The sequence below is a fragment of the Polaromonas sp. P1_F2 genome (assembly GCF_056405735.1).
On sequence record NZ_JBFUBN010000008.1, the window covers coordinates 229521 to 256196 of the forward strand.

Annotated in this window: 19 protein-coding genes; 14 read left to right on the forward strand and 5 right to left on the reverse strand. The window is 66.7% G+C overall.

The annotated features are described in order from the left end of the window. The 11 genes from cobW (at position 1) to AC1D0O_RS17365 (ending at position 12722) form a co-directional block, all read left to right on the forward strand. The gene (cobW, locus tag AC1D0O_RS17315) at positions 1-1059 is read left to right on the forward strand and encodes a cobalamin biosynthesis protein CobW (protein WP_477654730.1); all 1059 of its coding nucleotides are present in this window, start codon (positions 1-3) and stop codon (positions 1057-1059) included. A gap of 315 nt (positions 1060-1374) precedes the next feature. Next, positions 1375-5193 (forward strand): cobaltochelatase subunit CobN, encoded by a 3819-nt coding sequence (cobN, locus tag AC1D0O_RS17320; RefSeq protein ID WP_477654731.1) that lies wholly within the window; start codon positions 1375-1377, stop codon positions 5191-5193. After that, positions 5190-6266: a magnesium chelatase ATPase subunit I gene (locus AC1D0O_RS17325; protein WP_477654732.1), complete on the forward strand. Its 1077-nt coding sequence runs from the start codon at positions 5190-5192 to the stop codon at positions 6264-6266. Before cobN ends, AC1D0O_RS17325 begins: the two co-directional genes overlap by 4 nt. Positions 6267-6394: 128 nt before the next feature. After that, positions 6395-6934, forward strand: coding sequence for a vWA domain-containing protein (locus tag AC1D0O_RS17330; RefSeq protein WP_477654733.1), 540 nt, complete (start codon positions 6395-6397; stop codon positions 6932-6934). A 42-nt stretch (positions 6935-6976) separates the two neighbouring features. Beyond that, the gene (locus AC1D0O_RS17335; RefSeq protein WP_477654734.1) at positions 6977-7372 is read left to right on the forward strand and encodes a DUF1636 family protein; all 396 of its coding nucleotides are present in this window, start codon (positions 6977-6979) and stop codon (positions 7370-7372) included. 71 nt (positions 7373-7443) lie between these two features. Beyond that, positions 7444-7641 carry a CbtB domain-containing protein gene (locus AC1D0O_RS17340; protein WP_477654735.1) on the forward strand — a complete coding sequence of 66 codons (198 nt, stop codon included), beginning with the start codon at positions 7444-7446 and terminating at the stop codon, positions 7639-7641. A 25-nt stretch (positions 7642-7666) separates the two neighbouring features. Beyond that, on the forward strand, positions 7667-8488 hold the full coding sequence (locus AC1D0O_RS17345) for a CbtA family protein (RefSeq protein WP_477654736.1): 822 nt from the start codon (positions 7667-7669) through the stop codon (positions 8486-8488). Positions 8489-8496: 8 nt separating this feature from the next. Beyond that, positions 8497-9195 carry a 5,6-dimethylbenzimidazole synthase gene (bluB, locus tag AC1D0O_RS17350; protein WP_477654737.1) on the forward strand — a complete coding sequence of 233 codons (699 nt, stop codon included), beginning with the start codon at positions 8497-8499 and terminating at the stop codon, positions 9193-9195. A 46-nt stretch (positions 9196-9241) separates the two neighbouring features. Beyond that, complete coding sequence (cbiB, locus tag AC1D0O_RS17355; protein ID WP_477654738.1) at positions 9242-10264, forward strand: adenosylcobinamide-phosphate synthase CbiB; 1023 nt, start codon at positions 9242-9244, stop codon at positions 10262-10264. Beyond that, entirely contained in the window at positions 10261-11271 is a 1011-nt protein-coding gene (locus tag AC1D0O_RS17360) for an aminotransferase class I/II-fold pyridoxal phosphate-dependent enzyme (RefSeq protein ID WP_477654739.1), read from the forward strand. Before cbiB ends, AC1D0O_RS17360 begins: the two co-directional genes overlap by 4 nt. Then, on the forward strand, positions 11268-12722 hold the full coding sequence (locus tag AC1D0O_RS17365; protein ID WP_477654740.1) for a cobyric acid synthase: 1455 nt from the start codon (positions 11268-11270) through the stop codon (positions 12720-12722). The genes AC1D0O_RS17360 and AC1D0O_RS17365 overlap by 4 nt, the downstream gene beginning before the upstream one ends. A 4-nt stretch (positions 12723-12726) precedes the next feature. Here the strand turns inward: AC1D0O_RS17365 and AC1D0O_RS17370 are convergent, their stop codons facing one another. From AC1D0O_RS17370 to AC1D0O_RS17390, 5 genes are all read right to left on the reverse strand, one after another. After that, entirely contained in the window at positions 12727-13242 is a 516-nt protein-coding gene (locus AC1D0O_RS17370) for a hypothetical protein (protein ID WP_477654741.1), read from the reverse strand. Positions 13243-13303: 61 nt separating this feature from the next. Then, positions 13304-15178 carry a sensor histidine kinase gene (locus tag AC1D0O_RS17375; protein WP_477654742.1) on the reverse strand — a complete coding sequence of 625 codons (1875 nt, stop codon included), beginning with the start codon at positions 15176-15178 and terminating at the stop codon, positions 13304-13306. Positions 15179-15191: 13 nt separating this feature from the next. Beyond that, positions 15192-15893: a response regulator gene (locus tag AC1D0O_RS17380; protein WP_477654743.1), complete on the reverse strand. Its 702-nt coding sequence runs from the start codon at positions 15891-15893 to the stop codon at positions 15192-15194. Positions 15894-16128: 235 nt separating this feature from the next. Continuing rightward, positions 16129-18051: a sensor histidine kinase gene (locus AC1D0O_RS17385; RefSeq protein WP_477654744.1), complete on the reverse strand. Its 1923-nt coding sequence runs from the start codon at positions 18049-18051 to the stop codon at positions 16129-16131. A 54-nt stretch (positions 18052-18105) separates the two neighbouring features. Next, positions 18106-18801, reverse strand: coding sequence for a response regulator transcription factor (locus AC1D0O_RS17390; protein WP_477654745.1), 696 nt, complete (start codon positions 18799-18801; stop codon positions 18106-18108). A 554-nt stretch (positions 18802-19355) separates the two neighbouring features. Between AC1D0O_RS17390 and AC1D0O_RS17395 the strand changes: the two genes are divergently transcribed. From AC1D0O_RS17395 to AC1D0O_RS17405, 3 genes are all read left to right on the forward strand, one after another. Continuing rightward, the gene (locus tag AC1D0O_RS17395; RefSeq protein ID WP_477654746.1) at positions 19356-25403 is read left to right on the forward strand and encodes a two-partner secretion domain-containing protein; all 6048 of its coding nucleotides are present in this window, start codon (positions 19356-19358) and stop codon (positions 25401-25403) included. Between the two features lie 283 nt (positions 25404-25686). After that, the gene (locus AC1D0O_RS17400) at positions 25687-26337 is read left to right on the forward strand and encodes a LuxR C-terminal-related transcriptional regulator (protein WP_477654747.1); all 651 of its coding nucleotides are present in this window, start codon (positions 25687-25689) and stop codon (positions 26335-26337) included. Positions 26338-26510: 173 nt separating this feature from the next. Continuing rightward, positions 26511-26676 (forward strand): helix-turn-helix domain-containing protein (locus AC1D0O_RS17405; RefSeq protein WP_477652819.1); only part of this gene is annotated, 166 nt, incomplete at its 3' end.

Consider the following 26676-nt stretch of genomic DNA (forward strand, 5'->3'; position numbering starts at 1 on the left):
ATGCAAACCCGAAAAATCCCCGCCACCATCGTCACCGGCTTCCTGGGCAGCGGCAAGACCACGCTGCTGCGCCACCTGCTGGCCAATGCGCAGGGCCGCCGCATCGCCGTCATCGTCAACGAGTTCGGCGAGCTCGGCATCGACGGTGAACTGCTGCGCGGCTGCGGCATAGGCTGCGACGAGAACGGCGAAGAAAACGGGCAACTCTATGAGCTGGCCAACGGCTGCCTGTGCTGCACCGTGCAGGAAGAGTTCGCGCCCGTGATGGAAAAGCTGGCCGCGCGCCGCGATCAGATCGACCACCTGATCATCGAGACCTCGGGCCTGGCCTTGCCCAAGCCGCTGGTGCAGGCCTTCCAGTGGCCCGCGCTGCGCAACACCTTCACGGTGGATGCGGTGGTGACGGTGGTGGACGCACCCGCCGTCGCCGCCGGCGACTTTGCCGACGACCCGGTGGCCGTCGATGCCCAGCGCCGCGCCGACGACAACCTCGACCACGAATCGCCGCTGCACGAGTTGTTCGAAGACCAGCTCGCCACGGCCGACCTGGTGGTGGTGCACAAGACCGACGGCCTGGACGCCGCCGCGCTGGCCGGCGTGGAAGCCGCCATACGCGCCGAGACCGCGCCCGGCGTCAAGCTGGTGCATGCGCAGCACGGCCGCATCGACATCGGTGTGCTGCTGGGCCTGGAGCGCGCGGTCGAAGACGTCATCGACCAGCGCAAGACCCACCACGACGAGGAAGAAGACCACGACCACGACGCCTTTGACTCGGTGCAGGTGGCGCTGGACGTGCCCGGCCGCGACGCGCTGCTGGCCGCCTTGCGCAGCCTCGTCGAAGGCCATGAAATCTACCGCGCCAAAGGCTTTGTGGCCTTGCCCGGTTCGGCCATGCGCCTGGTGGTGCAGGGTGTGGGGACGCGTTTTGACAGTTACTTCGACCGCCCCTGGCGTTCGGATGAAGCGCGACAGTCGCGTCTGGTGCTGATCGGTTCCGAATTGAATGCAGCTGTCCTGCAGGCTGAGCTGCAGGCAGCCTTGGGTAAAGCAACGGCCTGAATTCAAATGAACGCTGTCGCTATACGTTTGGCGTGGGCGCAGGCCGACGGTGCACTCTGCTCCGCGGCTGTCCTCCGCCCTGCGGGCTCCTCCTTTATGCCGCTGCGCAGAATGCCCCGTCGGCCTGCGCCAGGTGTGGTTTGGCTTGTTCAGCCGCTGCACAACCCCAATGCTGATTGCCGAAGAGGGTGGGGTGGGTGGCGTAGCGAAATAAAGGAGGAGCAGTCGGCCTTAGGCCGCTGCGGGGGACATTCGCGTAGCCGCCCATCCCGCCCTCTTCGGCATGCCCAGACTGTTTGAACATTGAAGTAAAAAATGCATTTGCTCTCTACACGCCCAGGCGGCCACGTTGAAGACGGTGGCCAGGGCGTGGTGCGTGTGGAACAAACGCCGGGCGACATCGTGGTGCTCAGCGCGGCCGATACCACGCTGGCTTTGCTGGCCGATGCCGCGCAGCAGTTGCCCGATGGTTTCCCCACAGTGCGCCTGGCGAACCTGATGTGGCTGCGCCAGCCGGCATCTGCCGACATGTATGTGGACGAAGTATTGCAGCATGCGCGCGTGGTGGTGATCGACCATCTTGGGGCAGCCAGCGACTGGGCTTATGTGGTGGAGCGGGTGCGTGAGCTGGCCCGCGAACGCGGCCAGTGGCTGGCGCTGTTTTCGGGCGATGCCGCTGAAGACCTGCAGCTGCTGATGCGCAGCACCGCCCCGCAAGAGGACTGCCGCCAGCTCTGGCGCTGCCTGCGCGAGGGCGGCCGCGACAATGCGCGCACCTTTTTTGAATTGATAGGCCACTCTGCCTTCGGCTTGGGCGCGCGCCCCGCGCCGCCTGAAGCGCTGCCACCCGCCATGGCCTACCAGCCACGGGAGATAGCGCCATGGCAGGACGGTGCTCCCGCCGCGCTGCTGGTGTTTTACCGCGCCCATGTGCAGGCCGGCAACACCGCGGTGTTTGACGCCATGCTGGCGGCGCTCCACGGCGCGGGCATGAATGCGGTGGCCGTGGCGGTGGACTCACTGAAGAACCCGGCAAGCCTGACGCTGCTGCGGTCCTTGGCGGCAGATCATCAGGTGGGCGTGGTGCTCAACGCCACCAGCTTCGCGATCACCGCGCTTGATGGCGACGACGCGGACAGCGTGGACGGTGCGTTGATGGAGCCGCTGGCCGGTGACGCTCCCGTGCTGCAGCTCATCACCGCCGGCTGCTCGCAAGAGCAGTGGCAGGCCGACCCGCACGGCCTGGCGCCGCGCGACCTGGCGATGCAGGTGGTGCTGCCCGAGGTGGACGGCCGCATCGGCACACGCTCCGTCAGCTTCAAGGGCCTGGCCTGGCGCGATGAACGCACCGAGGTCGACGTGGTGCGCTACCAGGCTGAACCCGAACGCATGGCCTTTGTCGCCGAGCTGGCGCGCCGTTGGTGCGTGCTGCGCGACAAGCCGAATGCGGACAAGCGCGTGGCGCTGGTCCTGGCCAACTACCCCAATGACGATGCCCGCCTGGCCAACGGCGTGGGCCTGGATACGCCGGCTTCCACCGTGGCCTTGCTGCGCGCCATGCAGGATGCGGGCTACGCCACGGGCGATCTGCCCGAGGGCGGTGACGCACTGATTGCCGCGCTGGTGGCGGGTGTGACCAACAACCTGGATGCCAACGACATGCGCCCCGCCGGCCAGAGCCTGGCCATGGCCGACTACCTGGAGGACTTCAACCGCCTGGACGCCGCCGGCCGCGATGCCGTGAACGCCCTGTGGGGCCCACCGGAACAAGACCCCATGGTGCGCGGCGGCCGCTTCATGGTCTCCGGCCTGCGCCTGGGCCAGGTGTTTGTCGGCATACAGCCTGCGCGCGGGCGCGACCTGGACCTGGTCGCCACCTATCACGACGCCGACTTGGTGCCCACGCACAACTACCTGGCGTTTTATTTCTGGCTGCGCCGCTGCTTTGCGGTGGACGCGGTGGTGCATGTGGGCAAACACGGCAACCTCGAATGGTTGCCCGGCAAAAGCGTGGCGCTGGGCGCGGCCTGCTGGCCCGACGCCATCCTCGGCCCCTTGCCGCATCTGTATCCCTTTATCGTCAACGACCCCGGCGAGGGCAGTCAGGCCAAGCGCCGCACCCAGGCGGTCATCATCGACCACCTGATGCCGGCCCTGACCCGTGCCGAAACTTACGGCCCGCTGCAGAAGCTGGAGCGGCAGATGGACGAGTACTACGAGGCCCTGTCGCTGGATCCCCGGCGCGCGCAGCGCCTCCGCGTGGACATCCTGGAGCGCGTGCTCAGCGAAGGCCTGCACGCCGAGCTCGGTTTTGCGAAGCCCGCTGACGAGGCGGCGCGACAGGCACTGCTGCAGCGGCTGGACGCCTACCTCTGCGAGATCAAGGAATCGCAGATTCGCGACGGCCTGCACATCCTGGGCAGCTCGCCGCAAGGCCGCCAGCAGGTTGACACGCTGGTGGCGCTGGCGCGTTTCCCCGGCGGTTCAGCAGCAGGGCAGCGCAGCCTGCTGGCGGCATTGGCCCAGGATTTGAAGTTGGACGGCGTCGAAGGCTTCAATGCACTCAGCCCCGAATGGGCGGCTCCCTGGAATGGCCCGCACCCGGCGGTGCTGCAGCAGTTGAGCACTGAAGCGTGGCGCCACGCGGGCCACACACGCGAGCGGCTGGAGCTGCTGGCCCGGCAACTCGTCGCTGACCATGTGGTGGCCGATGAGGCATGGGATGCGGCAGCCTGGCCGCACACCGCCCCGGTGCTGCAACGCATGCACCAGGTGCTGCGCCCACGCCTCGATGCCTGCGGCCCGCAGGAAATCGCCCAGTGCCTGCGCGGCCTGGCCGGCCGTTTTGTGCCGGCCGGCCCCAGCGGCGCGCCCTCGCGCGGCCGGCCCGACGTGCTGCCCACGGGGCGCAACTTTTATTCGGTGGACACGCGCGCCGTGCCCACGCAGACCGCCTACGCCATGGGCGCCGCCGCCGCCGAGCGCGTGGTCGAGCGCCACCTGCAGGACCACGGCGAGATGCTGCGCTGCCTGGGCCTGTCGGTCTGGGGCACCAGCACCATGCGCACCGGCGGCGAGGACATCGCCCAGGCCTTCGCGCTGCTGGGCGTGCGGCCCAAATGGGCCGACGGCAGCAGCCGCGTGGTGGACATCGAAGTGCTGCCCATGGCCATCAAAAACCGGCCGCGCGTGGACGTGACCCTGCGCGTGTCGGGCTTCTTCCGCGACGCTTTCCCCAATGTGATCGACCTGTTCGACACCGCGGTGCGCGCCGTGGCCGCGATCAGCGAAGAGGATGAACCCGACGAGGTGAACCCGATACGCGCACGGGTGCGGCGCGAGGCGCAAGAGGCGCAGGCCCGGGGGCTCAGCGCCGAGGCCGCCGAGCGCGAGGCCAGCTGGCGCGTGTTCGGCCCGCGCCCCGGCGGCTACGGCGCCGGGTTGCAGGAAGTCATGGCCAGCGGCCGCTGGAACGACGGCGCCGACCTGGCCCAGGCCTATCTGCGCGCCGGTGCTTTTGCCTACGGCCAGGGCGAACACGGCGCGGCCGCGCGCGGCAGTTTCGAGCAGCGCCTGGCCGGCCTTGATGCTGTGCTGCACAACCAGGACAACCGCGAGCACGACGTGCTCGATTCGGACGACTACTACCAGTTCCAGGGCGGCATGGCGGTGGCGGTGGAACAGCTGGCCGGTGTGCCGGCCGCGCTCTACCACGGCGACTTCAGCGTGCCCGGCGCGCCGCGCATACGCACGCTGGGCGAGGAAGTGGCGCGTGTGGTGCGTTCGCGCGCCGTGAATCCCAAGTGGCTGGAAGGCGTGCGCCGCCATGGCTACAAGGGTGCGTTCGAGATGGCGGCCACGGTCGACTACCTGTTCGCGTTTGACGCCACCACCGGCGTGGTGGGCGACCACCAGTACGCGCTGGTGGCCGAAGCCTATCTGCACGACGACACCAACCGCGCGTTTTTGCAGCGGCACAACCCCGGCGCCCTGCGCAGCATCGGCGAACGCCTGCTCGAAGCCATGCGGCGCGGCCTGTGGGAGGCGCCCGGCGAACACCGCGAACGCATTGAAGAACATCTGCTGGCGCTGGAGCGCCGGCTTGAAGAACACGGAGAAGGACCTTTGCCATGAACAAGCCTGAACTGGACATTTCCGCTGAGGCCGTTGAGCCCGCCGCGCGCGCGGCCTTTCCCTTCACCGCGCTGGTCGGCCAGCCGCAGTTGCAGCGCGCGCTGCAGCTGGCGGCCATAGACCCCGGCATCGGCGGCGTGCTGATCAGCGGCCCGCGCGGCACGGCCAAGTCCACGGCAGCGCGCGCGCTGGCCGCGCTGCTGCCTGACGCGCCTTTTGTCACCTTGCCGCTGGCTGCCAGCCTGGAGCAACTGGTGGGCACCCTGAATGTCGAAGACGTGCTGCGCGACGGCAAGGTGCGCCTGGCGCCCGGCCTGCTGGCGCGGGCCCACAACGGTGTGTTGTATGTGGACGAGGTCAACCTGCTGCCAGACGCGCTGGTGGACGCCTTGCTCGACGCGGCCGCCAGCGGCGTGAACACCGTGGAGCGCGACGGCATTTCGCGCCAGCATGCCGCGCGCTTCGTGCTGGTGGGCACCATGAACCCGGAGGAGGGCGAGCTGCGCCCGCAGTTGCTGGACCGCTTCGGCCTGTCGGTGGCGCTGGCCAATCCGGTGGATGCGCAGCAGCGCACCGCCATCCTGCGCGCCCGCCTGGGTTTTGATGAAAACCCGGCCGCACTCGGCGAGCAGCATGCGGAAGAACAGCGCAGGCTCAGCGCCGCGCTGGTGGCGGCCCGCTCCGCGCTGCCGCGCCTCACCTGGCCGGACGCCGTGCTGAACCATGCGGCAGCCTGCGCGATCGCGGCCGGTGTGGACGGCATGCGGGCCGACCTGGTGATGCTGCGCGCCGCACGCGCGCTGGCGGCGCTGGAAGGACGCGGCGAAGTGACAGTGGACGACGTGGATGCCGTGGCCGAGCTGGCACTCGCGCATCGCCGTCCCGAAGGCAGTGCCGCGCAGCCACCGGCCCATAGCGGGGCGCAGCAACAACCCCCCCACAAGCCGGAGCGCGCGCAGGAACCATCATCCATCGAACCCACGCCGCAGGGTGATTGGGGCGCGCTGCCGGCCCAGCCCGAAGGCATGGCCAAGGTCCAGCGCATCGCGGGGTGGCCGCCAAAAAAAGCCTAGGCCACCCCAGCCGCCGCCCGCGCAACGGGCCTGGCAGCTGGCGGTGGCCTCCACCCCAAATTCTTTCCACAAGCGCTGCGTCGCAGAACGCGCAGCAGCGCGGTGCCGCCATTGCCTGGCTGCCCACCGTGATCGCCAAAGGGCCCGCGCCGCTGCGACGCGAGCATTTGCGCCGCCAGCCCGTGGCGCTGCGCGGCAGCCGGCTGCACTGCATCGTGCTCGACACCTCGGGTTCCATGCGCGCGCGTGGCCGCCTGGCGCTGGCCAAGGGCCATGCAGCCTTCATGATCGAGCAGGCCGCGCGCCAGGGTGACGATGTGGCGCTGCTGCGCTTCGGCGGGCAGGGCGTTGAGTTATTGCTGCCGCCGGGCCGCGCACGCGCCGCCGGCAGCCAGCGCCTGCGTCCCGTCGGCGGTGGCGGCGGCACTCCTTTGGCCGAGGCGCTTGTCCTGGCCGAACGGCTGCTGCGGCGCAGCTTGCGCAAGAGCGGCCCCACCGAGAGCTGGCTGTGGCTGCTGACGGACGGCCGCACGCTGGAGCAGCCCCAGGCGCCGCCGGCGGCGCAGCATCTCGTGATCGTGGACTTTGATGATCCGCACAAACCCCTGGGCCGCTGCGCCGCCTGGGCCGCGCGCTGGGGTGCGGAACACCACCTGGCGCAAGCCTGACTTATCTTTATCTATCCGTCGCAAAAAACGAATTCCTTACCGATGACCGATACCGAAATCATTGTCTGCACCACCTGCCGCCCCCCGGGGGCATCGCGCGAACTGCCGGCCCACGGCCTGGCCCTGTTCGAGGCCGTGCAGGACGCGTTGCTGGTGTGCGAGCTCGACACCGGGGAACACAAAGGCCTGCAGCTGCGCGGCCTGGCCTGCATGAGCGGCTGCTCCCGTGCCTGCACCGTGACCCTGCAGGCGCCGGGCAAATTCAGCTACTACTTCGGCGACCTGGTCCCCGACGCCGAGACCGCGGCCCAGGTGCTGGCCTGCGCGCAGCTGCACAAGCACAGCGCTGACGGCAACCTGGCCCGCAACGCGCGGCCAGAGCGCCTGCGCGGCGGCATCCTGGCGCGGCTGCCCCCCGTCGGCCAGGGCTCGACATGACGCACCGAATCCATTACGTTTGATTTATTTCACCCTCCCTTCCATTTACCACTTACTTCAAGGAGATCGCCATGACCGAACCGACAACGCTGACCCACAGCCCTTCCCACACCCACACCCTCAACCCCGGCCTGGCCGTGCTGCGTCCGCTGCTGGGCGCCGCCGCACTGGGCTTTGTCGTCCTGTACGGCGTGGCTTTTGCCGAGAGCCCGCTGGCGCACAACGCCGCGCATGACGTGCGCCACATCACCGTCAAACCTTGCCATTGAGCTGTACTTTCACCGGGAGACATCCATGATTTTCCAACGATTGATCTGGGCGGCCCTTGCGACCGCGGTGGTGGTGGGCAGCGTGCAAACCGGCATGCAGCGCTGGCAAGCCGCCCCTCTGATCCTGGCGGCCGAGGTGTATGAGGAACAAAAGGCCGAGGTCCCCAAGCCTGCCGAAGCGCCCGCTGCCCACACGCATGCCGAAGGCGCGGCGCCTCACGAACACGGCACCGCCAAGGAATGGGAGCCAGCAAACGGCGCCGAGCGCATTGGCTGGACCTGGGTGGCCAACATCCTGCACGCTTTCAGCATGGCATTGCTGCTGTTCGCGGTTATGGGCGTATGGCTTTACCGGCGCGGCGGCGCGGTGGCCTCGCTGCGCCTGGCCGGCCTCGTGGCGGCGGCCGGCTGGCTGAGCTTTCACCTCTGGCCCTCGCTGGGCCTGCATGCGGAAGTGCCCGGTATGGAGGCCGCGCCATTGCAGGCCCGCCAGGTCTGGTGGGTGCTGGCGGTGGCCAGTGCGGCCGGCGCCTGCGCCGTGGCCGGTTTTGCACGCGCATCCTGGCGCTGGCTGGTGGCCGTGGCCCTGCTGGCGCTGCCCTTTGTGGTGGGCGCGCCCAAGCTGCAGGGCGATGCCCTGGCCGGCTTCGGCCCTGAAGCCCATGCCGCGCTGGAGCAACTGGGCACGCAGTTCATCTGGGCCACCACCTGGGTGTCGCTGTCGTTCTGGGTCTGTATGGGCCTGGCCGGTGGATGGGCCTTCCAGCGCTGGGTACGCCCGGCCTTGCTGGCGGTGCTGCAGCGTGCCGAGGCGCCTGTTGTCGGCGCCGTGCAAGCACCACAGTGAGTGCTGTGATGGGTTTGGTCCCGGCCGGCGACCCGGCCGCGCCCGGCCACGCCTTCAGCGCCGCTGAGCAGGAGGCGGTGTACCGGGCCATCTTCGAGCGGCGCGACATGCGCCACTTCAGCGGCGGCACGGTGGCCGATGAGTTGCTGCAGCGCCTGCTATCGGCCGCGCACCATGCGCCCAGCGTGGGCTTCATGCAACCCTGGCGTTTTATCCGCGTGCGCAGCCGGCCCCTGCGCGAGGGCATCCATGCGCTGGTCGAACAGGAGCGCGTGCTCACGGCCCGGGCCCTGGGCGAGCGCGAAGACGAGTTCATGAAACTCAAAGTGCAGGGCGTGCTTGATGCCGCCGAGGTGCTGGTGGTGGCGCTGCCGCCCGGGCGGGAGCAGCATGTGTTCGGCCGCCGCACCCTGCCCGAGATGGACTTGGCCTCGGCGGCCTGCGCCATCCAGAACCTCTGGCTCGCGGCGCGCGCCGAAGGGCTGGGCATGGGCTGGGTCTCGATCTTTGATCCGCTGCAACTGGCCGCGCTGCTGCACATGCCCGAGGGCAGCCAGCCGATCGCCGTGCTGTGCCTGGGACCGGTGCAGGCTTTTTACGACCAACCCATGCTACAGGCCGAAAAATGGGCGCGCCGCGCACCGCTGGCCGAGATGGTGTTTGAAGACCGCTGGGGTGCCGCCCCTGCCGCCAAAGAGGCGCCATGACGATTCCCGACGAGCCCCGACGGGCTGCCTCGCTTTGCCGCCGTCCATGAGCTGGACCGGTTTTTACCTTTCACCCGGCCTGCCGTATGCCGCCGGCTGCCTGGCGCTGGCCCTGGGATTGGCGCTGTGGATAGACAGGCACATGGGCGAGCCGCCTTCGCCCGTCCACCCGGTGGTCTGGATGGGCAACTACCTCAAACTCTGCGGCGGCGTGACGGTGCACTGCCCACCCGCGACGGCATTCTGGCTGGGCGCGCTGGCCTGGTGGCTGGGCGCGGTACTGGCCGGCGCTGTGGCCTGGGGCGCGCAGGCGCTGGTGTTCTGGCAACTGGCCGGCTACGTCGCGGCGCCGGACTGGCAGGGCGCCGTCGACACCGCGCTGCTGGTCGTGCTGATGGCTTGGCTGCTCAAATGCATGATGTCCTGGCGCATGTTGCGCGAAGAGGTCGGCGCGGTCGAGCTGGCGCTGGGCCAGTCGCTGGAAGCCGGGCGCGAGCGCCTGTCCTGGCTCGTGAGCCGCGACACCATGCAACTCAGTGCCAGCCAGGTGCGCGAAAGCGCGATCGAATCGCTGGCCGAGAACCTCAATGATTCCGTGGTGGCGCCCATCTTCTGGTTTGTGCTGTTCGGCCTGCCCGGCGCCGCCATCTACCGCTTCGCCAATACCGCCGACGCCATGTGGGGCTACCGCGGCACTTATCGCGGCAAGCACTGGGAATGGGCCGGCAAGTGGGCCGCGCGCGCGGACGACGTGCTGTCGTGGGTGCCGGCGCGCCTCACCGCGCTGCTGCTCGCGCTGGCGGCACGCGGCCTGCCGTTTCACGCCTTGCATCAAGAAGCGCGCAAGACCCCATCGCCCAACAGCGGCTGGCCCATGGCCGCCATGGCGCTGGCGCTCGGAGTTTCACTGGGCAAGCCCGGCGTCTACACGCTGAACCCTGAAGGCCGGCCGCCCGCCGCGGCGGACACGGCGCTGGCCCAGGGCGTGGCCGCCAAAGCAGTGTTTGCCCTGGTCGTCCTGGCCATGGCGGCGCTACTGCTGGCCGCGGTGCTGGTGGGGTCGGCATGAGCGCGAAACAGCGCATCCATGGCGGGCCCGATGGCGTGGGTGTGCCACTGCATGACTTTTCGACCAACAGCAATGCCTGCGGGCCTTGCCCTTCGGCAATCGCGGCCGTCCAGAGGGCCGATGCCACGCGTTATCCCGACGCCGGCTACACGGTTTTGCGCCGGCAACTGGCGGCTTTCCATGGTGTGGACGAGGCGCGTGTGCTGCCGGCCGCCAGCGCCAGTGAATTCATCTTTCGCATCACGGCCCTGGCGGCCGGGCAGGGTGCTCGTGCAGTCTGGCTGCCGCCGTTCAGCTACGGCGATTACGCACAGGCAGCGGGGGCACACGGCCTGGCGGTAGCCGGCACACCCGGGGATGCGCAACTGCTCTGGGCTTGCGAGCCTTCAAGCCCGCTCGGTGCTGCACAACAAGGCTTGAGCGCGCTGATCGATGGTCGGGATACGCAAACCCCTGTCGTGCTGGACCGTGCCTACGAGCCGCTGAGGCTCAGCGCCGCGACCACGCTCTCGTCGCAACAACTCAACAGCACCTGGCAGCTCTGGACGCCCAACAAGGCGCTGGGCCTGACCGGCGTGCGCGCGGCCTATGTGATTGCGCCGCTGGGGCAAGAGGATGCCGCTGCCGCGCTCGAACAACTCTGCCCCTCCTGGCCGGTGGGCGCGCACGGCGAGGCCATGCTGCAGGCCTGGGCCGGCCGCGAGGCGCAGGACTGGTTGGCCGCCAGCCTGCAGACCTTGCGTGAATGGAAGGCCCGGCAGATCGCGGTATGCGAATCGCTGGGCTGGCGCTGCCTGCCCAGCGAAGCCAACTTCTTCTGCGCGCGGCCGGCCTTGCCTGAAGGCCTAAGTCTGCCGCAGGTCCTTGCCGCGCTGCGTGAACAGGGCATCAAGCTGCGCGACACGACATCCTTCGGCCTGCCCGGCCATGTGCGCCTGGGTGTGCAGTCGCCCGCCGTGCAGGACGCGTTGCACAATGCATGGCAACAACTTTTCAGAACCTCATGAGCGCAAAAAGTGTCATGGTGCTGGGCACCACCAGCGGCGCCGGCAAAAGCTGGCTGACAAGCGCACTGTGCCGCTATTACGCGCGGCAAGGACTCAAGGTCGCGCCCTTCAAGGCGCAGAACATGAGCAACAACGCAAGAGTGGTCGCGGGCGGCGAGATCGGCAGCGCCCAGTATTTCCAGGCGCTGGCGGCGAGAGCCGTGCCCGACGTGCGCATGAACCCGCTGCTGCTCAAACCCGAAAAAGACACCCAAAGCCAGGTCGTGCTGATGGGGCAGGTCAATGCCGAACTCTCGCGCATGGAATGGCGCGGCCGCAGCGCCTCGGTCTGGCCCGTGGTGTCGCGGGCGCTTGATGAACTGATCGCCGACAACGATGTGGTGGTGATGGAGGGCGCGGGGTCGCCGGCCGAGATCAACCTCAAGGCCAGCGACATCGTCAACATGCGCGCCGCGCAGCACGCCCATGCGTCCTGCCTGCTGGTGACCGACATAGACCGCGGCGGCGCGTTCGCGCATCTCTACGGCACCTGGGCCATGCTGGACGAAGCCGAGCGAAAACTCATCAAAGGCTTTGTGCTCAACAAATTCCGCGGTGACGCGAAACTGCTGGCGCCGGGACCGCAGATGCTGCAGGACATGACCGGCATCCCCACGGTGGCCACCTTGCCCATGTGGTGGCAGCACGGCCTGCCGGAGGAAGACGGGGTCTTTGACGACCGCAGCGTGGCTTCGGGCGCGGTCACTACCACGGTTGCCGTTGTTGCCTACCCGCGCATCAGCAATCTCGACGAATTCCAGTCGCTCAAGAATGTGCCCGGCGTGCGCCTCAAGTGGGTGCGCAGCCCGGCCGAGCTGATGGGCGCCGACTGGGTCATCCTGCCGGGCTCCAAACACACCAGCGGCGACCTGGCCTGGCTGCGTGCGCAGGGGCTGGACCAGGCGGTGGCCGCGCACGCGGGCCGCGGCGGTGCGGTGCTGGGTATTTGCGGCGGCCTGCAGATGCTGGGCGAGGCGCTGATAGACCCGCACGGGATAGATGGCAATGCGCCGGGGCTGGGCTTGCTGCCGGTGGTCACCGTGTTTGACGAAGCCAAGACCGTGCGGCACCGCCAAGCCGGTTTCATGCCGCTGCGCGGGCTGTGGGCCGCCTTGTCAGGTGTCGAAGTGCAGGGCTACGAAATCCACCACGGCCAGACGGCCCCGCATTCGGCCATGGCCGCGGCCGGCGACATCGCCCATGCCGTGATGCCCGAGGGGCTGGCCTGGCAGAACCATGCCGGCAATGTGCTGGGCCTTTATTTACATGGCATGTTTGAAGACCCACGCGTGCTGCAGGCGCTGTTCGGCGCGGCCGCGCCCACGCTGGATTCGGTGTTTGACGGCTTGGCCGACTATATCGGCGAGCATTTCGCGCCGGATGTTCTGCAGTCGCTAATAGACGCCCGGTAGGGCGTCAGGGCACGCGTCTGAGCGGCCCGAAACAGGCCTCCAGTGAAGCGGTCTTGCAGACGATGAACTGGTCCTGCTTGGGGCTGAACTGGATAAAGCGGATCACGCTTTCGTCCCCGTCCGCATGCAGGTCGCCCGAGCAGTCGCGCTTGCCGTTGCTGTTGGTCACGGTTTCGGTCAGCGGGTAAAAACCCGTGGTCGTGGGCTTGGCCGACACCTGGTAATCGCCCTGGGTCACTTCCTCGCCGCTGGTGCCCAGCCTCCTGCCGTCGGCGCGGTATTGCCAGGTTTCCGTGCATGGCTTGCCGGGCAAGGTCCAGTTCCAGGTGCCCACAAGAGGATGGGTGGCGGCGCCTGCGGGTTTGGCGGCGGAGGCCGCGCGGACTGGGCCTGCAGGCTGGGCCTGCGCAAGACCGCAGCACAGCAGGGCGGGAAGAACAAGGGATGCGAGAAGGACAGGGGGCCGCGGGAAACGGCGTGAAAGGCTCATGAAGGCAAGGGGCTGGTGTGTGGCTGTCATCTCGCCATTATGAAGACGAGGCGTAAAGCGCTCGCGGGCGGCACGCTCAAACCCATGCCGGCTAAGGGCGCTTCTCCGGCAGCCTCAGCGTCAGCACCGTACCCGCGTCCGTGGAGGCCAGCGTGAGTTCCGCGCCTATGGCTTGCGCGCGGCGCTGCTGGTTGGCCAGGCCCTTGCCGCCGCCGGCCAGGGCCTCGTCGACGGAAAAGCCACCGCCGTTGTCGGCGATGATGACGCTGACATAACCGTCTTCGGCGCCCGTCATCACCCGGATCTGCGTGGCGCGGGTGTGCTTGAGGGTGTTGGTGAAGGCCTCCTGCAGGATGCGCAGTATGTGCAGCGCGTTGCGCGGGTTCAGCCAGTCCAGCGGCGGCACGTCGGACACCTCCCAGCGCAGTGACACGCCAGCACCCGCCAGTCGCGGGCCCAGCCGAAAGCGCAGGGTGGCCAGCAACAGCAGCAAATCGGCCTCCACCGGCTCCATCGAATCGATGGTCAGCTTCAGGTCGTCGATACAGCCCTTGAGCACTTCGGCCACCTCGGCCTCGCTGAGCCGCCCGCCTTCGACCACGCGTAAGGCGCTGACCAGCGAAGAACCCAGGCCGTCATGCATGTCCTGCGTGAGGCGCTGGCGTTCCTGGCTCAGCACTTCGCGCTGCTCGACTTCGCGCAGTTTCTGGTAGCTCGCCGCCAGTTCGGTTTCGCGGTTTTTGAGGCTTTCTTCGAGCCCGGTATTGAGCTGCTCAACAGTGGCCAGGGCCCCCACGTACTGGCGAAACATGATGACCACGAACACGGCGAACAGCGCCATGGCCGCGTAAGGCGTCAGGTAATAACTCTCCAGGTCCAGCACGTACTTGAGCCGCGCCCAGTCGTAGACGCCAAACACATAGTTCAGGAAAAAGGCGATCGACAGCATCTTCGCATCCAGGGAGCGACTGCGCCATGAGTGCCACAGCCCGATCACCACGATGACCGTGGCCATGCTGATCAACAGCAGGTGGGCATAGGGCCGCAGCGCCAGCAGGCTGGGGAAGACGGAGGCAAAGGGCAGGGTGACGATGGAAAACACCACGGCCGTTCCCAGCATCACGCGGCTGAGCCAAGGCATGGCCCGGCCGTGGAGGAACTGCAGGAAATAGTGCGTGATCAGCGACTGCCACATCAGGGCGTTAAGGGTCAGCCAGATAAACCAGGCGTCGCTGACGATGAGTTTTTCGGGGCCGAGCTGGAAATGCCAGCGGCGCGTGGCGCTCAGCAAAGCGATCGCGAACAGGTAGAGGCTGGCGGGCTGGCGGCGCACCACCCAGACCGCCAATGAAAAAAGCCCGACGGCGAGGAAGGCCGCGCTGCACATAAAAGGCAGCTGGTTGGCCAGCCAGTCGCGCCTGGCGGCCATTTCGACCAGGCTGTCGGAATCGCCCGCGTAGAACGAGGAGATCGCCGCCTCGGGCGAGGGCAGGCTGTCCAGGCGTATCAGCAGGGTTTGGGGCGGCGGGCTGTCGGCGGTCAGGTTCAGCGGCAGCAGCAGCGCGGGGTGGTTAAAGAGGTTCCATACCGGGCTGCCGGTGGAGCGGTAGCGCAACCGGCCGTCGGCATACACCGCGATCTGGCCGGCCGCGAGCCAGCGTTTCAGGTAGAAGTGCGTGGGACTCTTGATGCCCTGCAGCTCATCGAGGCGTATGCGCAGCCAGGTGGTGACCACGGGCGACTTGCCTGCGGCCGGGGCCGCCGGCTTTTCAATCACGCGCGGCAATGCCACCTGTGTCCAGCTTCCGGGCAGGGCGCTGTCGTCGATCGTGGCCGCCAGGGGCTTGAAGCTGGCCGCTTCCTCGCGCAGCATCTCGGCGCGGGTGTAGTGGACGACCGGCCCCGCGGCCCAGGCGGCGGGGCCGCAGGCCAGCAGCCAGGCACACAGCAGCAGCCAGCGAACCATGCCTCCGCGCACCTCAGGCCGCCAGAATGCCCTGATGCCTGGCTTCATAAATCGCTTCGGCCCGGGAGTTCACATTGAGCTTGCTGTAAATGCGCCGCACGTAGGTTTGCACCGTGTGCTGCGACACCTGCATCAGCCGGGCGATCTCGTCGGCGGTAAAGCCTTTGGTGATGAGTTCCAGCACCTCTTTTTCGCGGCTGGAGAGGGCGGCCTGTTCATTGGCGGCCTGCACCGGTGCCGCCGCCGGCGCGGCAGCCGGCGCCACCAAAGGCGCGGCGCGAAAGCGCATCAGGATCTGCCGCGCGATCAGCGGGCTGATGGGGCTGCCGCCGCCGTGCAGGCTGCGTATTTCGTGCAGCATGTTCTCGGGCTCGCTGTCCTTGAGCAAATAGCCCGAGGCGCCGGCCTCTATGGACTGCAGCACATGCGCCTCGTCGCCGAAGGCCGTGCACACCATCACGGCGCAGGTCGGCCATTGCGTATGCGCCGCGCGTATCACGTCGATGCCTGAGCCGTCGGGCAGGCCCAGGTCCACCAGCAGCACGTCGGCCGGCGCGCCTTGCAGCGACTGCAGGCCTTGCGCGCGTGTGCTGGCCAGGCTCATCAGGCGGATGTCGGGCGAAGCCGCGATGGCGGTCACGATGGCGTTCTGGAAGTGAACGTCGTCTTCCACAAGCGCCACATGGATGGGAGACGGGCTGGGGCTGGGCTGCATGTCGGTTCCTGCATTGGCGCATGCCTTGTGCATGCCTGGGCGTACCGCCCGCAGGATGGGGCGCGGACGGCCGGAAATACGCCATTGTGCTTCAAGGGCGGGCCGGGGCGTGTCCCCATATCTAGGGACAGTACGCGCTACCGCGCGATGCAAAGCTGAGCGCGTATCGCCCAAAAGAAGGACAACGGTGTATCGGTGGCTGGCCGCGTTAACGCTTTTGTTGCAGTCGGCGGGTTCACACTGCAGCGGGGCGCTTTTCGGGCAGGCGCAGGGTCAGCCGGGTGCCGGCCGGCGAGGATTCAAATTCCACATCACCGCCTATGGCATGCGCGCGGCGCCGCTGGTTGGCCAGGCCCTTGCCGCCGCTGCCCAGCGCCTGCTCCACAGCAAAGCCCTTGCCGTTGTCGGCGATGCTGACATTGACCCAGCCGTCGCCCGCAGCCGTTGTGACGCGTATCTCGCTGGCCTGCGCGTGCTTGAGCACGTTGGCAAAGGCCTCCTGCAGGATGCGCAGGATATGCAGCGCATTGCGCGGGTCCAGCCAGTGCAGCGTGGGGAGCTCCTGAACTTCCCAGAGCAGCGTGACGCCGGTGCCTTCCAGCCGGGGTTCGAGCCGGAAACGCAGTGTGGCCAGCAGCAGCAGCAGGTCGGCTTCAACCGGCTCCATCGAGTCGATGGCGAGCTTCAGGTCGTCCATGCAGTCCTTGAGGGTCTGCGTCACGCGTTCGTCGCTCATGCCGCCGACTTCAACGGAGCGGATGGCGCTGATCAGCGTCGAGCCCAAGCCGTCGTGCATGTCCTGCATCATGCGCTGGCGTTCATCGCTTAGCATCTGCCGCTGGGCGATCTCGCGCAGGCTGCGGTGGCTGGCTTCAAGTTCGGCTTCGCGCGCCCGCAGGCGCTCGGCCAGGCTGGCGTTGACCTGCTCGACTTCCGCAATGGCGCCGGTGTAACGGCGGTACATCACGTAACCGAAGACGCTGAAGGTGATCGCGTTGGTATGCGGGCCCAGATACCAGTTTTCGGGGCTGATGAAATTGTTCTGTACCAGCCAGTCGGTCGCGCTAAAGAGCGTGGCCAGCACCGTCCCGATGGCCACCACCATGGCGCTGCGAGAGCGCCCCCAGGCGTTGATGATGCCCGCCACGCTGACGCTCGTGCCCATCAGTGCGGCCATCACATACAGCATGGGCGTGGTCCTCGGCGTGTTGGGCAGCGCCGGCCACACGGGCAGGGTCAGCAGGGCCATCAGCACGGACGCGGTGATCAGTGCCCGCGTCAGCCACAGTTGCTGGCGCCGGTGCAGCAGGCCGATTGAAAAGTGCACCACCGTGACCAGCCAGAACAGCGAGTTGACGGTGAACCAGGCAAACCAGTCGTTGGCAATCGGGAAGTTCACATAAAAATGCAGGCCCCGTATGAAAGACATGACCGCCAGCACAAAAAACAGCAGATAGCCCGGCTCATGCCGGCGCCGCAACCACACCAGCAAGGCGAAGATGCCGACCGCGAGGAAAGCCGAGCTGAACATGCCCGGCAATTCCTGCTGCAGCCATTGGCGGCCGTGGTAACGCCAGCTGATGGCATCCACCGGGCCCAGCCACAGTGATGACAGCGCCACCTGCGTCGCAGCCGTGTGCTCGATGCGCAGCGTGATCTCGCGCGGCGGCCGGCCATCGGCTGATTTCTCCAGCAGCACCCATAGCGGCGTGTGCGGGCTGTTCCACAACGGGCCTTGCTGCTGTGCGGTGTGTATCAGGTGACCGTCGGCATACACCGCGAGGGTGCCGTCGGTGCGCACGCGGGCCGCATACAGCGCCAGTGGCGTGGACGATACCGGGGCCTGCGGCACGGTCAGTCGAAACCAGCTGGTGCGTGTGACGGGTGCCACGCCGGCGGATGCCGCAGCCCGGGCCTGTCCCAGCAACGCTATGGGCAGGGCGTGCGGCAGCGTAACGGGTTGCCAGCGGTCCAGCAGGGTTTGGCCGTCGAGGGTGAGCGGTGGCGAGCTGAAGCCCGCATCGGTTTGCACCTGCCAGTCAGCCTGGGTGAGATGCAGGGCCGCTGCGCCGGGGGAACCATCCGCGCGGGTGCCCGCAGAGTCACAGGCGATAAGACCCGCCAGCACCGCGGCTGCTGCCAGCAGCGCTACGGCCATGCGGGGCGAAAAACGCAGGAGGAGGTGATTATGAAAAGGCATTCGCGCGGGCAACTACAGCGCCAAAATGCCCTGGTTCCTGGCTTCGTAGATCGCTTCAGCCTTGGAGGTAACCTTGAGTTTGCTGTAGATGCGCCGCACAAAAGTGCGCACCGTGAAGGGCGACAACTCCATCAGCCTGGCGATTTCCACGGCGGTGAAGCCTTTGGTGATGTAGTCCAGCACTTCCTTTTCACGCGCCGACAGCAGCGATGACGCGTCGATATCGGCGGGCGCCGTGCCGGCGCCGGCTGCGGTGCCGCGGCGAAAGCGCGCCAGCACCTGCCGGGCGATGATGGGGCTGATCGGGCTGCCGCCGCTGGCCAGGCTGCGGATCTCGGCCGCCATCTTCAGCGGTGAGCTGTCTTTCAGCAGGTAGCCGGCAGCGCCGGATTCGATCGACTGCATCACATGCGTCTCGTCGCCAAAATTGGTGCTCACCATGATGCTGCAGGCCGGCCACTGTCGGGAAGCCTCACGGATCACGTCGATGCCCGAGCCATCGGGCAGGCCCAGATCAACCAGCAGCACATCGGCCGGCGGTTGTTTCAGCATCTGCAAGCCTTCGGCACGGGTGCCCGCCGCGCCCACCAGGCGCATGTCGGAAGCGCCCTGCACCACGTGACTCAGCGCTCCGCGAAAGCCCGGATCGTCCTCGACGATGGCGACACGGATCATGGGCAGGTCTTGTTCAGCGGGAGGTGCATTCATCAGGCAGACATTTTGCGACGGTTTCGGGCGCACGACTCGCTATTTGTGTAGCCCGTTTGTTCTACAGGCAAGCCGGTACCAGGTGCCTGGTCAGCGGCAGGGCCTGTTCGCTGCCCCGCCGGTGCCGGTCGTCGTGCCGCCCGGACGACTGGTTTGCTATATTTTTGATAGCCGTTTGAGCTCATTTCTGTTGGTCTGCAGCCCGACCTCGTGTCTAGTGTGGTGTTGCACGCTATCCGGTACATAAAACCGCGTCTTTTTGCCCATGGCGGCGTTGCAAATCCGCGCAATAGCGGGGCTATTGCTGTGGTTTGCGTCTTGCCCTGAACAAAAATCCATCGGTTTTATTTGTACCGTCAAGCATGCAACACCACACTAGGACGGAGCCCCTGAAGGTATCTGGCGTAACGCATATGTGCTACAGACAGCGGCTTTCGTGATTCGTACGATGACGGCCAGTCGGGCAAGGCGTTCCACAACATCCGGGACGCTGGCCCGACTGATTGGCGGACAACCTGGTTCGCTGCAAGTTCCGCCCGTCAACGAAAGCTTCCATGAAAAGCCACGCCAGCATGAACCGTATTTACCGCCTCGTCTGGAACGCCGCCCTGAACCTGTGGGTGGCCGTGGCGGAAAACGCCAAGGGCAGAAGCAAGGGTGGCTCGGCGCGCGGCAGCGTGCAGTGGGATGACGTGCAGGCGGAAGGAGGCCATGGCGTCGATGGCGGTGGCGCGGGCTTCAGGCTCAATACGGCCTGCCGCGCGGCGCTGGTGTTGCTTACCTCCCTGGCGGTGCTGACACATGAAGCGCATGCGGCCGATGCGGCCAATGCCAGTGTGTCCGCGGGTAGCGGCAGTGTCTCCACGCTGGGCAACACCACCACCATCAACCAGGCCAGCCAGCGCCTGGCCGTCGACTGGACCAGTTTGTCCACCGCGGCCAACGAGGCGCTGCGATTCAACCAGCCCAATGCTTCGGCCATTGCGCTGAACCGCATCACCGGCGCCAGCCCCAGCGAGCTGCTCGGCAGCCTGACCGCCAACGGCCAGGTCTTCATTCTTAATCCCAACGGTGTGCTGTTTGGTGCCGGCTCACAGGTCAACGTCGGCGGCCTGGTGGCATCTACCTTGAGCATGAGCAATATCGACTTCATGGCGGGGAACCACGTCTTCAGCAACAACGGCAGCAGCGGCTCTGTGGTCAACCAGGGCACCTTGACGGCAGCTCCCGGCGGTTACCTGGCGTTGCTGGCACCGGAAGTGCGCAACGAAGGCGTGATGATCGCGAGCCTTGGAACAGCGCTGCTGGCTGCCGGCAACAAGGTCACCCTGAATTTAGACAACGGCTCCTTGCTCGGCTACAGCATCGACCAGGGCGCCATCAACGCGCTGGCCGAGAACAAACACCTGATCCAGGCCAATGGCGGCCAGGTGCTGCTGTCCGCCAAAGCCATGGACCAGCTGACCACGGCTACTGTTAACAACACTGGTGTCATTGAAGCGAAGACGATCGCCAACAAGGCCGGCCGCATCATGCTGATCGGCGATATGGAGCACGGCACGGTCAACATCGGCGGCACGCTGGACGCCAGCGCCCCGGATGGCGGTGACGGCGGCTTTATAGAAACCAGCGCCGCGCACTTCAAAATCCTGCCGGGCTTCAGGGTGAACACGCTGGCGCCGCGAGGCAAGACCGGCACCTGGCTGCTGGACCCGGCCACGATGACCATCGCGGGCGGCACAGGCGGGGCCGCCGACACCATTTACGAGGACACGATTGAAGCGATGGGTTCCGACGTGGTTATTGAGGCCACGGATTCGATCAACGTCACGGGCACTTTCGGCAATGCCGATGTGGAGCTCCTCAGTGGCCTCAATCTCACAATCAGAACCACCGGCCCCACCGGTACCGGCATCGACCTCACGGGCAGCACGCATGGCGCCGGCCTGACGTTCAAGGTCTCCGGCGGGGGCTCGGCGAGCGTGACCACAGCGGCGGCCACCCAGGCCATCAAGACCTCCGCAATTTCAGTGACCGGCGGCGCCGGCACGATCAATCTCAACTCCGCCGGCGGGCTGGATGTTAGCAATACGGTCCTGCAGACCAGCGGAGGCGCGATCACGCTGACCGCAGCGGGCCAGGCCGGGAACTCGGGCGTGCTGGTGTCCCAGAGCACCCTGAACGCCGGCACCGGCGCCCTCACCATCAGCGGCACCACCACAGACCAGTCGCAGTATGGCGTGCTGCTGGACCGCGCCACCCTCACCAGCGGCAATGCCAACATCAACAGCGCCAGTTCTGCCATCAAGCTGATGGGCAGCAGCCTGACCAGCAGCGGAAACATCAGCATTGACGCATCCAATACCAATTCAGGCAATCATGCGATCGAGCTGGTCAACAGCGGGGCCACACAGACCAACGTCCGCACCACCGGCGGTGGCACCATAAACATCACCGGCAAGCTCAAGAGCGGCGGCGCCGCTGCTGTCGCCGCCAGCGGCTCGGCGGCAGGCGTGGCCATCGCCAACTCCAACGTCGCAGGCGGCGCCGGCACCGTCACCATCATCGGCGAGTCGGGCTGGGGCACAATCATTGCCCAGGCGGCCCGTGGTGTGCGGCTGGACTCACTGGCCAAGGTCACGGGTACGGGCAACATCGCCGTCACCGGCAATGCACACACCACTTCGACGGCCCTCAACGTCGCCGTTGAGCTGGGCACCGGCTCCGAGGTGTCCAGCACCGGCGGCAACGTGGAGGTCAGGGGCCAGATGCTCAGTGCCCTCGCCGCCGCCGCGGATACCAAGGGCATCATTGCAAAAGGCAAGGTGCAGTCCGGCGCGGCCAGTCGCATCTTGCTCGACGGCGTCGCTGATATGGACGATGGCACGACAGGCATCGGCATCCTGGTTGATGCCGGCGCCGACCTGATTGCGGGCACGGGCGGGCTCTCCGTTTCAGGTGATGGGCAGGGCCTCTCGACTACGGCAACGTTCACGGGCATCTCCATGGCGGGCGGCAGCCTCAGCTCGACCGGCGCGATCACCGTGAACGGCCGCGTGAATTCAGCGGTGGTACACGCCGCCGGTTCCCAGGGCCTGAGCCTGACCGGCGGCAGCATCAACTCCAACGGCGCGGCCATGTCGCTGCTCGGATCGGGGACGGCGCCGGCCTCGCCGGCCACCAACTTTGACCTGAACATCAACGGCACCGGCATCAACAGCGGGGGCGGGGACATCGCGCTGCGGGGTGAGCGTGTCAACATCGGCAGCGCCGTCAACGCGGGCATGGGCAGGGTGACGATCAATACGGTCAGCGCCCCCCGGGCGATCACGCTTGGCGGGGCGTCTGAAACCGCCGCCATGAACCTAAGCAACGACGAGCTCAACCGGATCACCGCTTCAGCGATCGTGATCGGCCGCACCGCCAACACCGGCGGCATCGCCATCGGCAACACCGGCGGCGCGATCAACCTGGCCAGCGCACCCAGCTTGAGCCTGCTCAACAGCAGCGCTGGAGGTCCGGGCATCTCGCAAACGGCGGCATTCACGGTTGCCAACCTGAACGCCGACGCGCGAACCGTCATCCTGGACAACCCACTCAACCAGATCAGCCAGGTCAGCGGCCGCGCCTACGGAACGAATAATTTCCAGGTTCGCTCCAACTCTGCATTGTCTGTGGGGACGGTGGACGGAACGGCCGGCATCATCCAGTCCGGCACCGGTCTTGTTGAGCTGCACAGCAGCGGCGCGCTGTCGCAAACCCAGGCCATCGTTGGCAACGTGCTGCAGGCATCGAGCAACGGCGGCATGACGCTGGCCAATGCCGGTAACCAGATCGGCACTTTCGGCAATCTCAGTAACGGCACATCAGGCAACATCATCGTTCGCAACACCGCTGCCAACGCCGCGTTCCTTGGCGCCGTCACAAACAATGGCGGCGGCCGCATCGACATTGGCAACACCGGCTCCATCACCCTGGGAACGGAAACCTTCTCTACTTCGAGCAATGCCACAGGCACGACCGCGGGCACGGCCGCCATGAGCATCGTGGCCACGGGAGGCATCAGTGCGCCATCTCCCGCAAGCCTCGGCACGCACCTCCAGAATTCGGGCGGCGGCACGATCTACCTGCAGGCGCGCAACGGCAGCATAGGTAACAGCGCGGCCAACGCCGTGAGTATTTCAGCGGCCGGCCCTATCGTCGCGGTAGCCAACGGCGCCGGTTCACACGTCAACCTGAGCCTGGTCGGCAACAGCGCCCTGGAAAACATCAGCGCGACAGGTGCTGTCAACGTCAGCGTCAACGGGGCTGGCAACCTGGCGGTCAAGACGGTGGCCGGCAGCTCGGTCACCCTCGACGCCGCGGCCGGCGCCATCACTGACGCCAATGGCGCGGCCAACAACATCATCGCCACCACGCTTAACGCAACCGCCGCAAATGGCATCACGCTGGGCACCAATGTGACCGGCCTGCAAACACTGACCACGACAGGCGCGACAGGCGACATCAACCTCACCGCAGCGAATGCGCTGAGCACCAGCAACCTGGCCATCACCACCGATGCCGGCTCGGCCCAGACCGTCAGCGTGGCGTCTGCGGCCGGCATCACTGTCGACAGCGCCTTCGGCAACACCCAGGACAAGCTCAAGCTCACCGCCGCCGGCAACATCGCCGTCAATGCAGCGTTGACGGCCGACCAGCTCACGCTCTCCACCGGTGGTACCTCTACGCAAACCGCAGGCATTACAGTCAATGGCCTGGAGCTGTTGGGTACTGGCAGCCACACGCTCACCAACGCTGCGAATGCGGTGACCACCCTGGCCGGCAGCACCGGCGATGTGGCTTACGAGCAGGCCGGTGCGCTGGCGGTGGGCACTGTCAACACGGCCGGACTCACCGCCACCGGCAAGGTGCTGGTGCGCACTACAGGCGCAGCCAGCGACCTCACGCTGGCCAATGGAATTACCTCCGGTAGCGCGGCCAATGATTCGCTGGTGCTGGCCGTCGGGCGCAACCTGGTGAACAGCGGCGCGGCCATCAACATCACCGCCACCGCAGGTGGCTCGGTCTCCCTGGAGGCAGGCAATGGCAACATAGGCGCCAGCGCCGCCTCCGCGATGAATGTTTCAACCGCCGGTGCAGTCACCGCAGTAGCCCGCGGCACGGGCTCACAGGTCAACCTCGCCCTGGCCGGCGGCGCCAGCGTGGAAAACATCAGCGCCACGGGCGCTGTCAATGTCACCGCGGTGGGCGACCTGGCGGTTAAAACGGTCAGTGGCAGCGCCGTGACACTCAGCGCTACATCCGGCGCCATCACAGACGCCAACGGTGCGGTCAACAACGTTACCGCCACTACATTCACTGCGAATGCCCAGAACGCCATCACGCTGGGCACCGATGTGACAGGCTTGCAAACGCTGACGACAACTGGTGCTACCGGCAACATCAGCCTCACCGCAGCGAATACGCTGAGCACCAGCAATCTGGCCATCACCACCGATGCCGGGTCTTCGCAGACCGTCAACGTGACGTCCGCGGCCGGAATCACCGTTGACAGCGCCTTCGGCAACAGCCAGGACAAGCTCAAGTTCATCGCCGCCGGCAACATTGCCGTCAATGCGGCGCTGACGGCCGACCAGCTGACGCTTTCCACCGGCGGCGCTTCTACCCAAACCGCAGGCATTACAGCCAATGGTCTGGAGTTGTTGGGCACTGGCAGCCACACGCTCACCAATGTTGCAAATGCGGTGACCACGCTGGCCGGCAATACAGGGGAGGTGGCCTACGCGCAGGCCGGTGCGCTGACGGTGGGCGCCGTCAACACCGCAGGCCTGACGGCCACTGGCAAGGTGCTAGTCCGCACCACCGGCGCAGCCAGCGACCTCACGCTGGCTAACAGCGTGACTTCCGGCAGCGCGGCCAATGATTCGCTGGTGTTGGCGGCTGGACAAAACTTTGTGAACAACGCCGGGGCGGGTGCACTTAACTCGGGCGCCGGCCGCTTCCTCGTCTACTCGACCGACCCGACCGCCAGCAACCTGGGCGGCCTGGTCTCAACGGGCAATGCGTTTGGCCGAACCTACGCAGCCAACGCACCGTCGGATGCTTCCATGACGTCCCTGACGGGCAACCGCTTTGTCTACAGCGTTGTGCCGACGCTCAACGTGAGCGGCGACAACCAGAGCAAGGCATACGGCGGCGCCGACCCGGCCCTTACCTACACCGTCAACAGCGGCCTGGTGGCGGGCGACACCGCGGCAACCGCGCTGAACGGTAAGCTGTCGGCGCCCACAGGCGCTGCCACAACCGGCCCTACACATGCCATTACGCAAGGTACGCTGGCAGCGGCACTGGGTTACAACGTTGTGTACACCAATGGCACACTGACGATGACCGGTACACCGCCTTTGCCTGCATCCCTTTTCGGCGTGACTTCAGCGCTGGATGGGCCTTATGTGACCGCGATCAACACCATTGCCGGCACGGACAAACCCCTGGGCAGCAGCACCGACAGTGAATCCACCGTGCTGGATGATGCGCCGCTCATCCAGGCGTTGAACACGGCTGCCGCAGAGGCGGCCGGGCAGGACAAAGCCGAATAGGCCGCGTCGGTTTTTAGGGGCGCAGGCCCCCATCCCAAGCTTCCCCCAGAGGGGGAAGGGGTCAAGCCGCTCTTGCTCCCTCCCCTGCTGGGGGAGAGCAGGGTGGGGGCTAGCGGCACCTGGAAAGGCAGGCGCCGCCGGCGACCTGTTCCGCGGTGCACCGCCTTGCAGCGGTGTCACCAGAACTGGGGACAGACAGTTCACCGGCCCTTTGCCACAGTAGGGCAAGCATCAAGCCCGGCGCGGGGCCGGGTCCTTGTTGCCCTGGCCTGGAGAAGCTGGATTGAACTGCCGCCCCACCACTGTCCTGCTTGCCGGAGGCGATGCGCTGATGCGCGACGGCCTCAGGATGCTCTTGTCCGGCCAGGCCGGCTTTGAGGTCGTGACCGAAACTGGTGACGGCGAGGCGGTGCAAGCGCTGGTGAGCCGGCTCCTGCCCCGGCTGATGCTGTTGGACCTGGGCCCGGACGCCCACGGCCTGGACATCGTGTCCGCCATCAAGGCCGGTTTCGGCGCAGCCGTCAAGGTGCTGGTGCTGACCGGCGAGCTGCAGCCCGGCGCCCTCAGGCGGGCGCTGCTGGCGGACGCCGACGGTTATGCCCACAAAAGCGAGGGCGGCGTCGAACTGCTGCGCGCGGTGCAGGCGGTGCTGGCCGGCCGGCAGCACGTGAGCCGCAGCATCGCGGCGGTCTTTTTGCCGCGCTCCCTGCGCATGGACGCGGCCGGTGAGGCACTGGCGGCCACGCCGCGCGAGCGCGAGATCATGTCGCTGGTGGCGTGCGGCCTGAGCAACCGCGAGATCGCCAAGCTGCTGGCCATCAGCGTGCTCACGGTGCGCACGCACCGGCAAAACCTGATGGATAAATTCTCGCTGCGCAACGCGGCCGAGATCACCGCCTGCGCCGTGCGGCGCGGCTACTACAGCCCGGGTTGAGCGCTTAACAGTGGTGTGTTCTTCCTCTCTGCCTCTGCTCCTTCTCCGCCCTCTTTTAAGGGTGGCTGGCCGGGAGTCGCCCGGCATGCGACTCACTTTCTTTTGCTTCGCCAAAAGAAAGTAAGGGCGGATTCAAGGACCAAGTGCAACACTTCCAATCCAAGAGGAGTTGCATGACAAGAACATATCGACAATTGAGTGCCGAAGAGCGAGGCACGGTAATGGGCATGAAGCTGCACAATTGCAGCATCCGCAAGATTGCGAGAGTGCTGGGGCGATCACCGAGCACGATCTCGCGCGAACTGCGCCGCAATGGCTGGCAAGACGAAGCCGAGCAGT

Coding starts and splice junctions, on each gene's coding strand:
- cobW (WP_477654730.1), top strand. CDS start 1: ATGCAAACCCGAAAAATCCCCGCCACCATCGTCACCGGCTTCCTGGGC.
- cobN (WP_477654731.1), top strand. CDS start 1,375: ATGCATTTGCTCTCTACACGCCCAGGCGGCCACGTTGAAGACGGTGGC.
- AC1D0O_RS17325 (WP_477654732.1), top strand. CDS start 5,190: ATGAACAAGCCTGAACTGGACATTTCCGCTGAGGCCGTTGAGCCCGCC.
- AC1D0O_RS17335 (WP_477654734.1), top strand. CDS start 6,977: ATGACCGATACCGAAATCATTGTCTGCACCACCTGCCGCCCCCCGGGG.
- AC1D0O_RS17340 (WP_477654735.1), top strand. CDS start 7,444: ATGACCGAACCGACAACGCTGACCCACAGCCCTTCCCACACCCACACC.
- AC1D0O_RS17345 (WP_477654736.1), top strand. CDS start 7,667: ATGATTTTCCAACGATTGATCTGGGCGGCCCTTGCGACCGCGGTGGTG.
- bluB (WP_477654737.1), top strand. CDS start 8,497: ATGGGTTTGGTCCCGGCCGGCGACCCGGCCGCGCCCGGCCACGCCTTC.
- cbiB (WP_477654738.1), top strand. CDS start 9,242: ATGAGCTGGACCGGTTTTTACCTTTCACCCGGCCTGCCGTATGCCGCC.
- AC1D0O_RS17360 (WP_477654739.1), top strand. CDS start 10,261: ATGAGCGCGAAACAGCGCATCCATGGCGGGCCCGATGGCGTGGGTGTG.
- AC1D0O_RS17365 (WP_477654740.1), top strand. CDS start 11,268: ATGAGCGCAAAAAGTGTCATGGTGCTGGGCACCACCAGCGGCGCCGGC.
- AC1D0O_RS17370 (WP_477654741.1), bottom strand. CDS start 13,242: ATGACAGCCACACACCAGCCCCTTGCCTTCATGAGCCTTTCACGCCGT.
- AC1D0O_RS17375 (WP_477654742.1), bottom strand. CDS start 15,178: ATGGTTCGCTGGCTGCTGCTGTGTGCCTGGCTGCTGGCCTGCGGCCCC.
- AC1D0O_RS17380 (WP_477654743.1), bottom strand. CDS start 15,893: ATGCAGCCCAGCCCCAGCCCGTCTCCCATCCATGTGGCGCTTGTGGAA.
- AC1D0O_RS17385 (WP_477654744.1), bottom strand. CDS start 18,051: ATGGCCGTAGCGCTGCTGGCAGCAGCCGCGGTGCTGGCGGGTCTTATC.
- AC1D0O_RS17390 (WP_477654745.1), bottom strand. CDS start 18,801: ATGAATGCACCTCCCGCTGAACAAGACCTGCCCATGATCCGTGTCGCC.
- AC1D0O_RS17395 (WP_477654746.1), top strand. CDS start 19,356: ATGAAAAGCCACGCCAGCATGAACCGTATTTACCGCCTCGTCTGGAAC.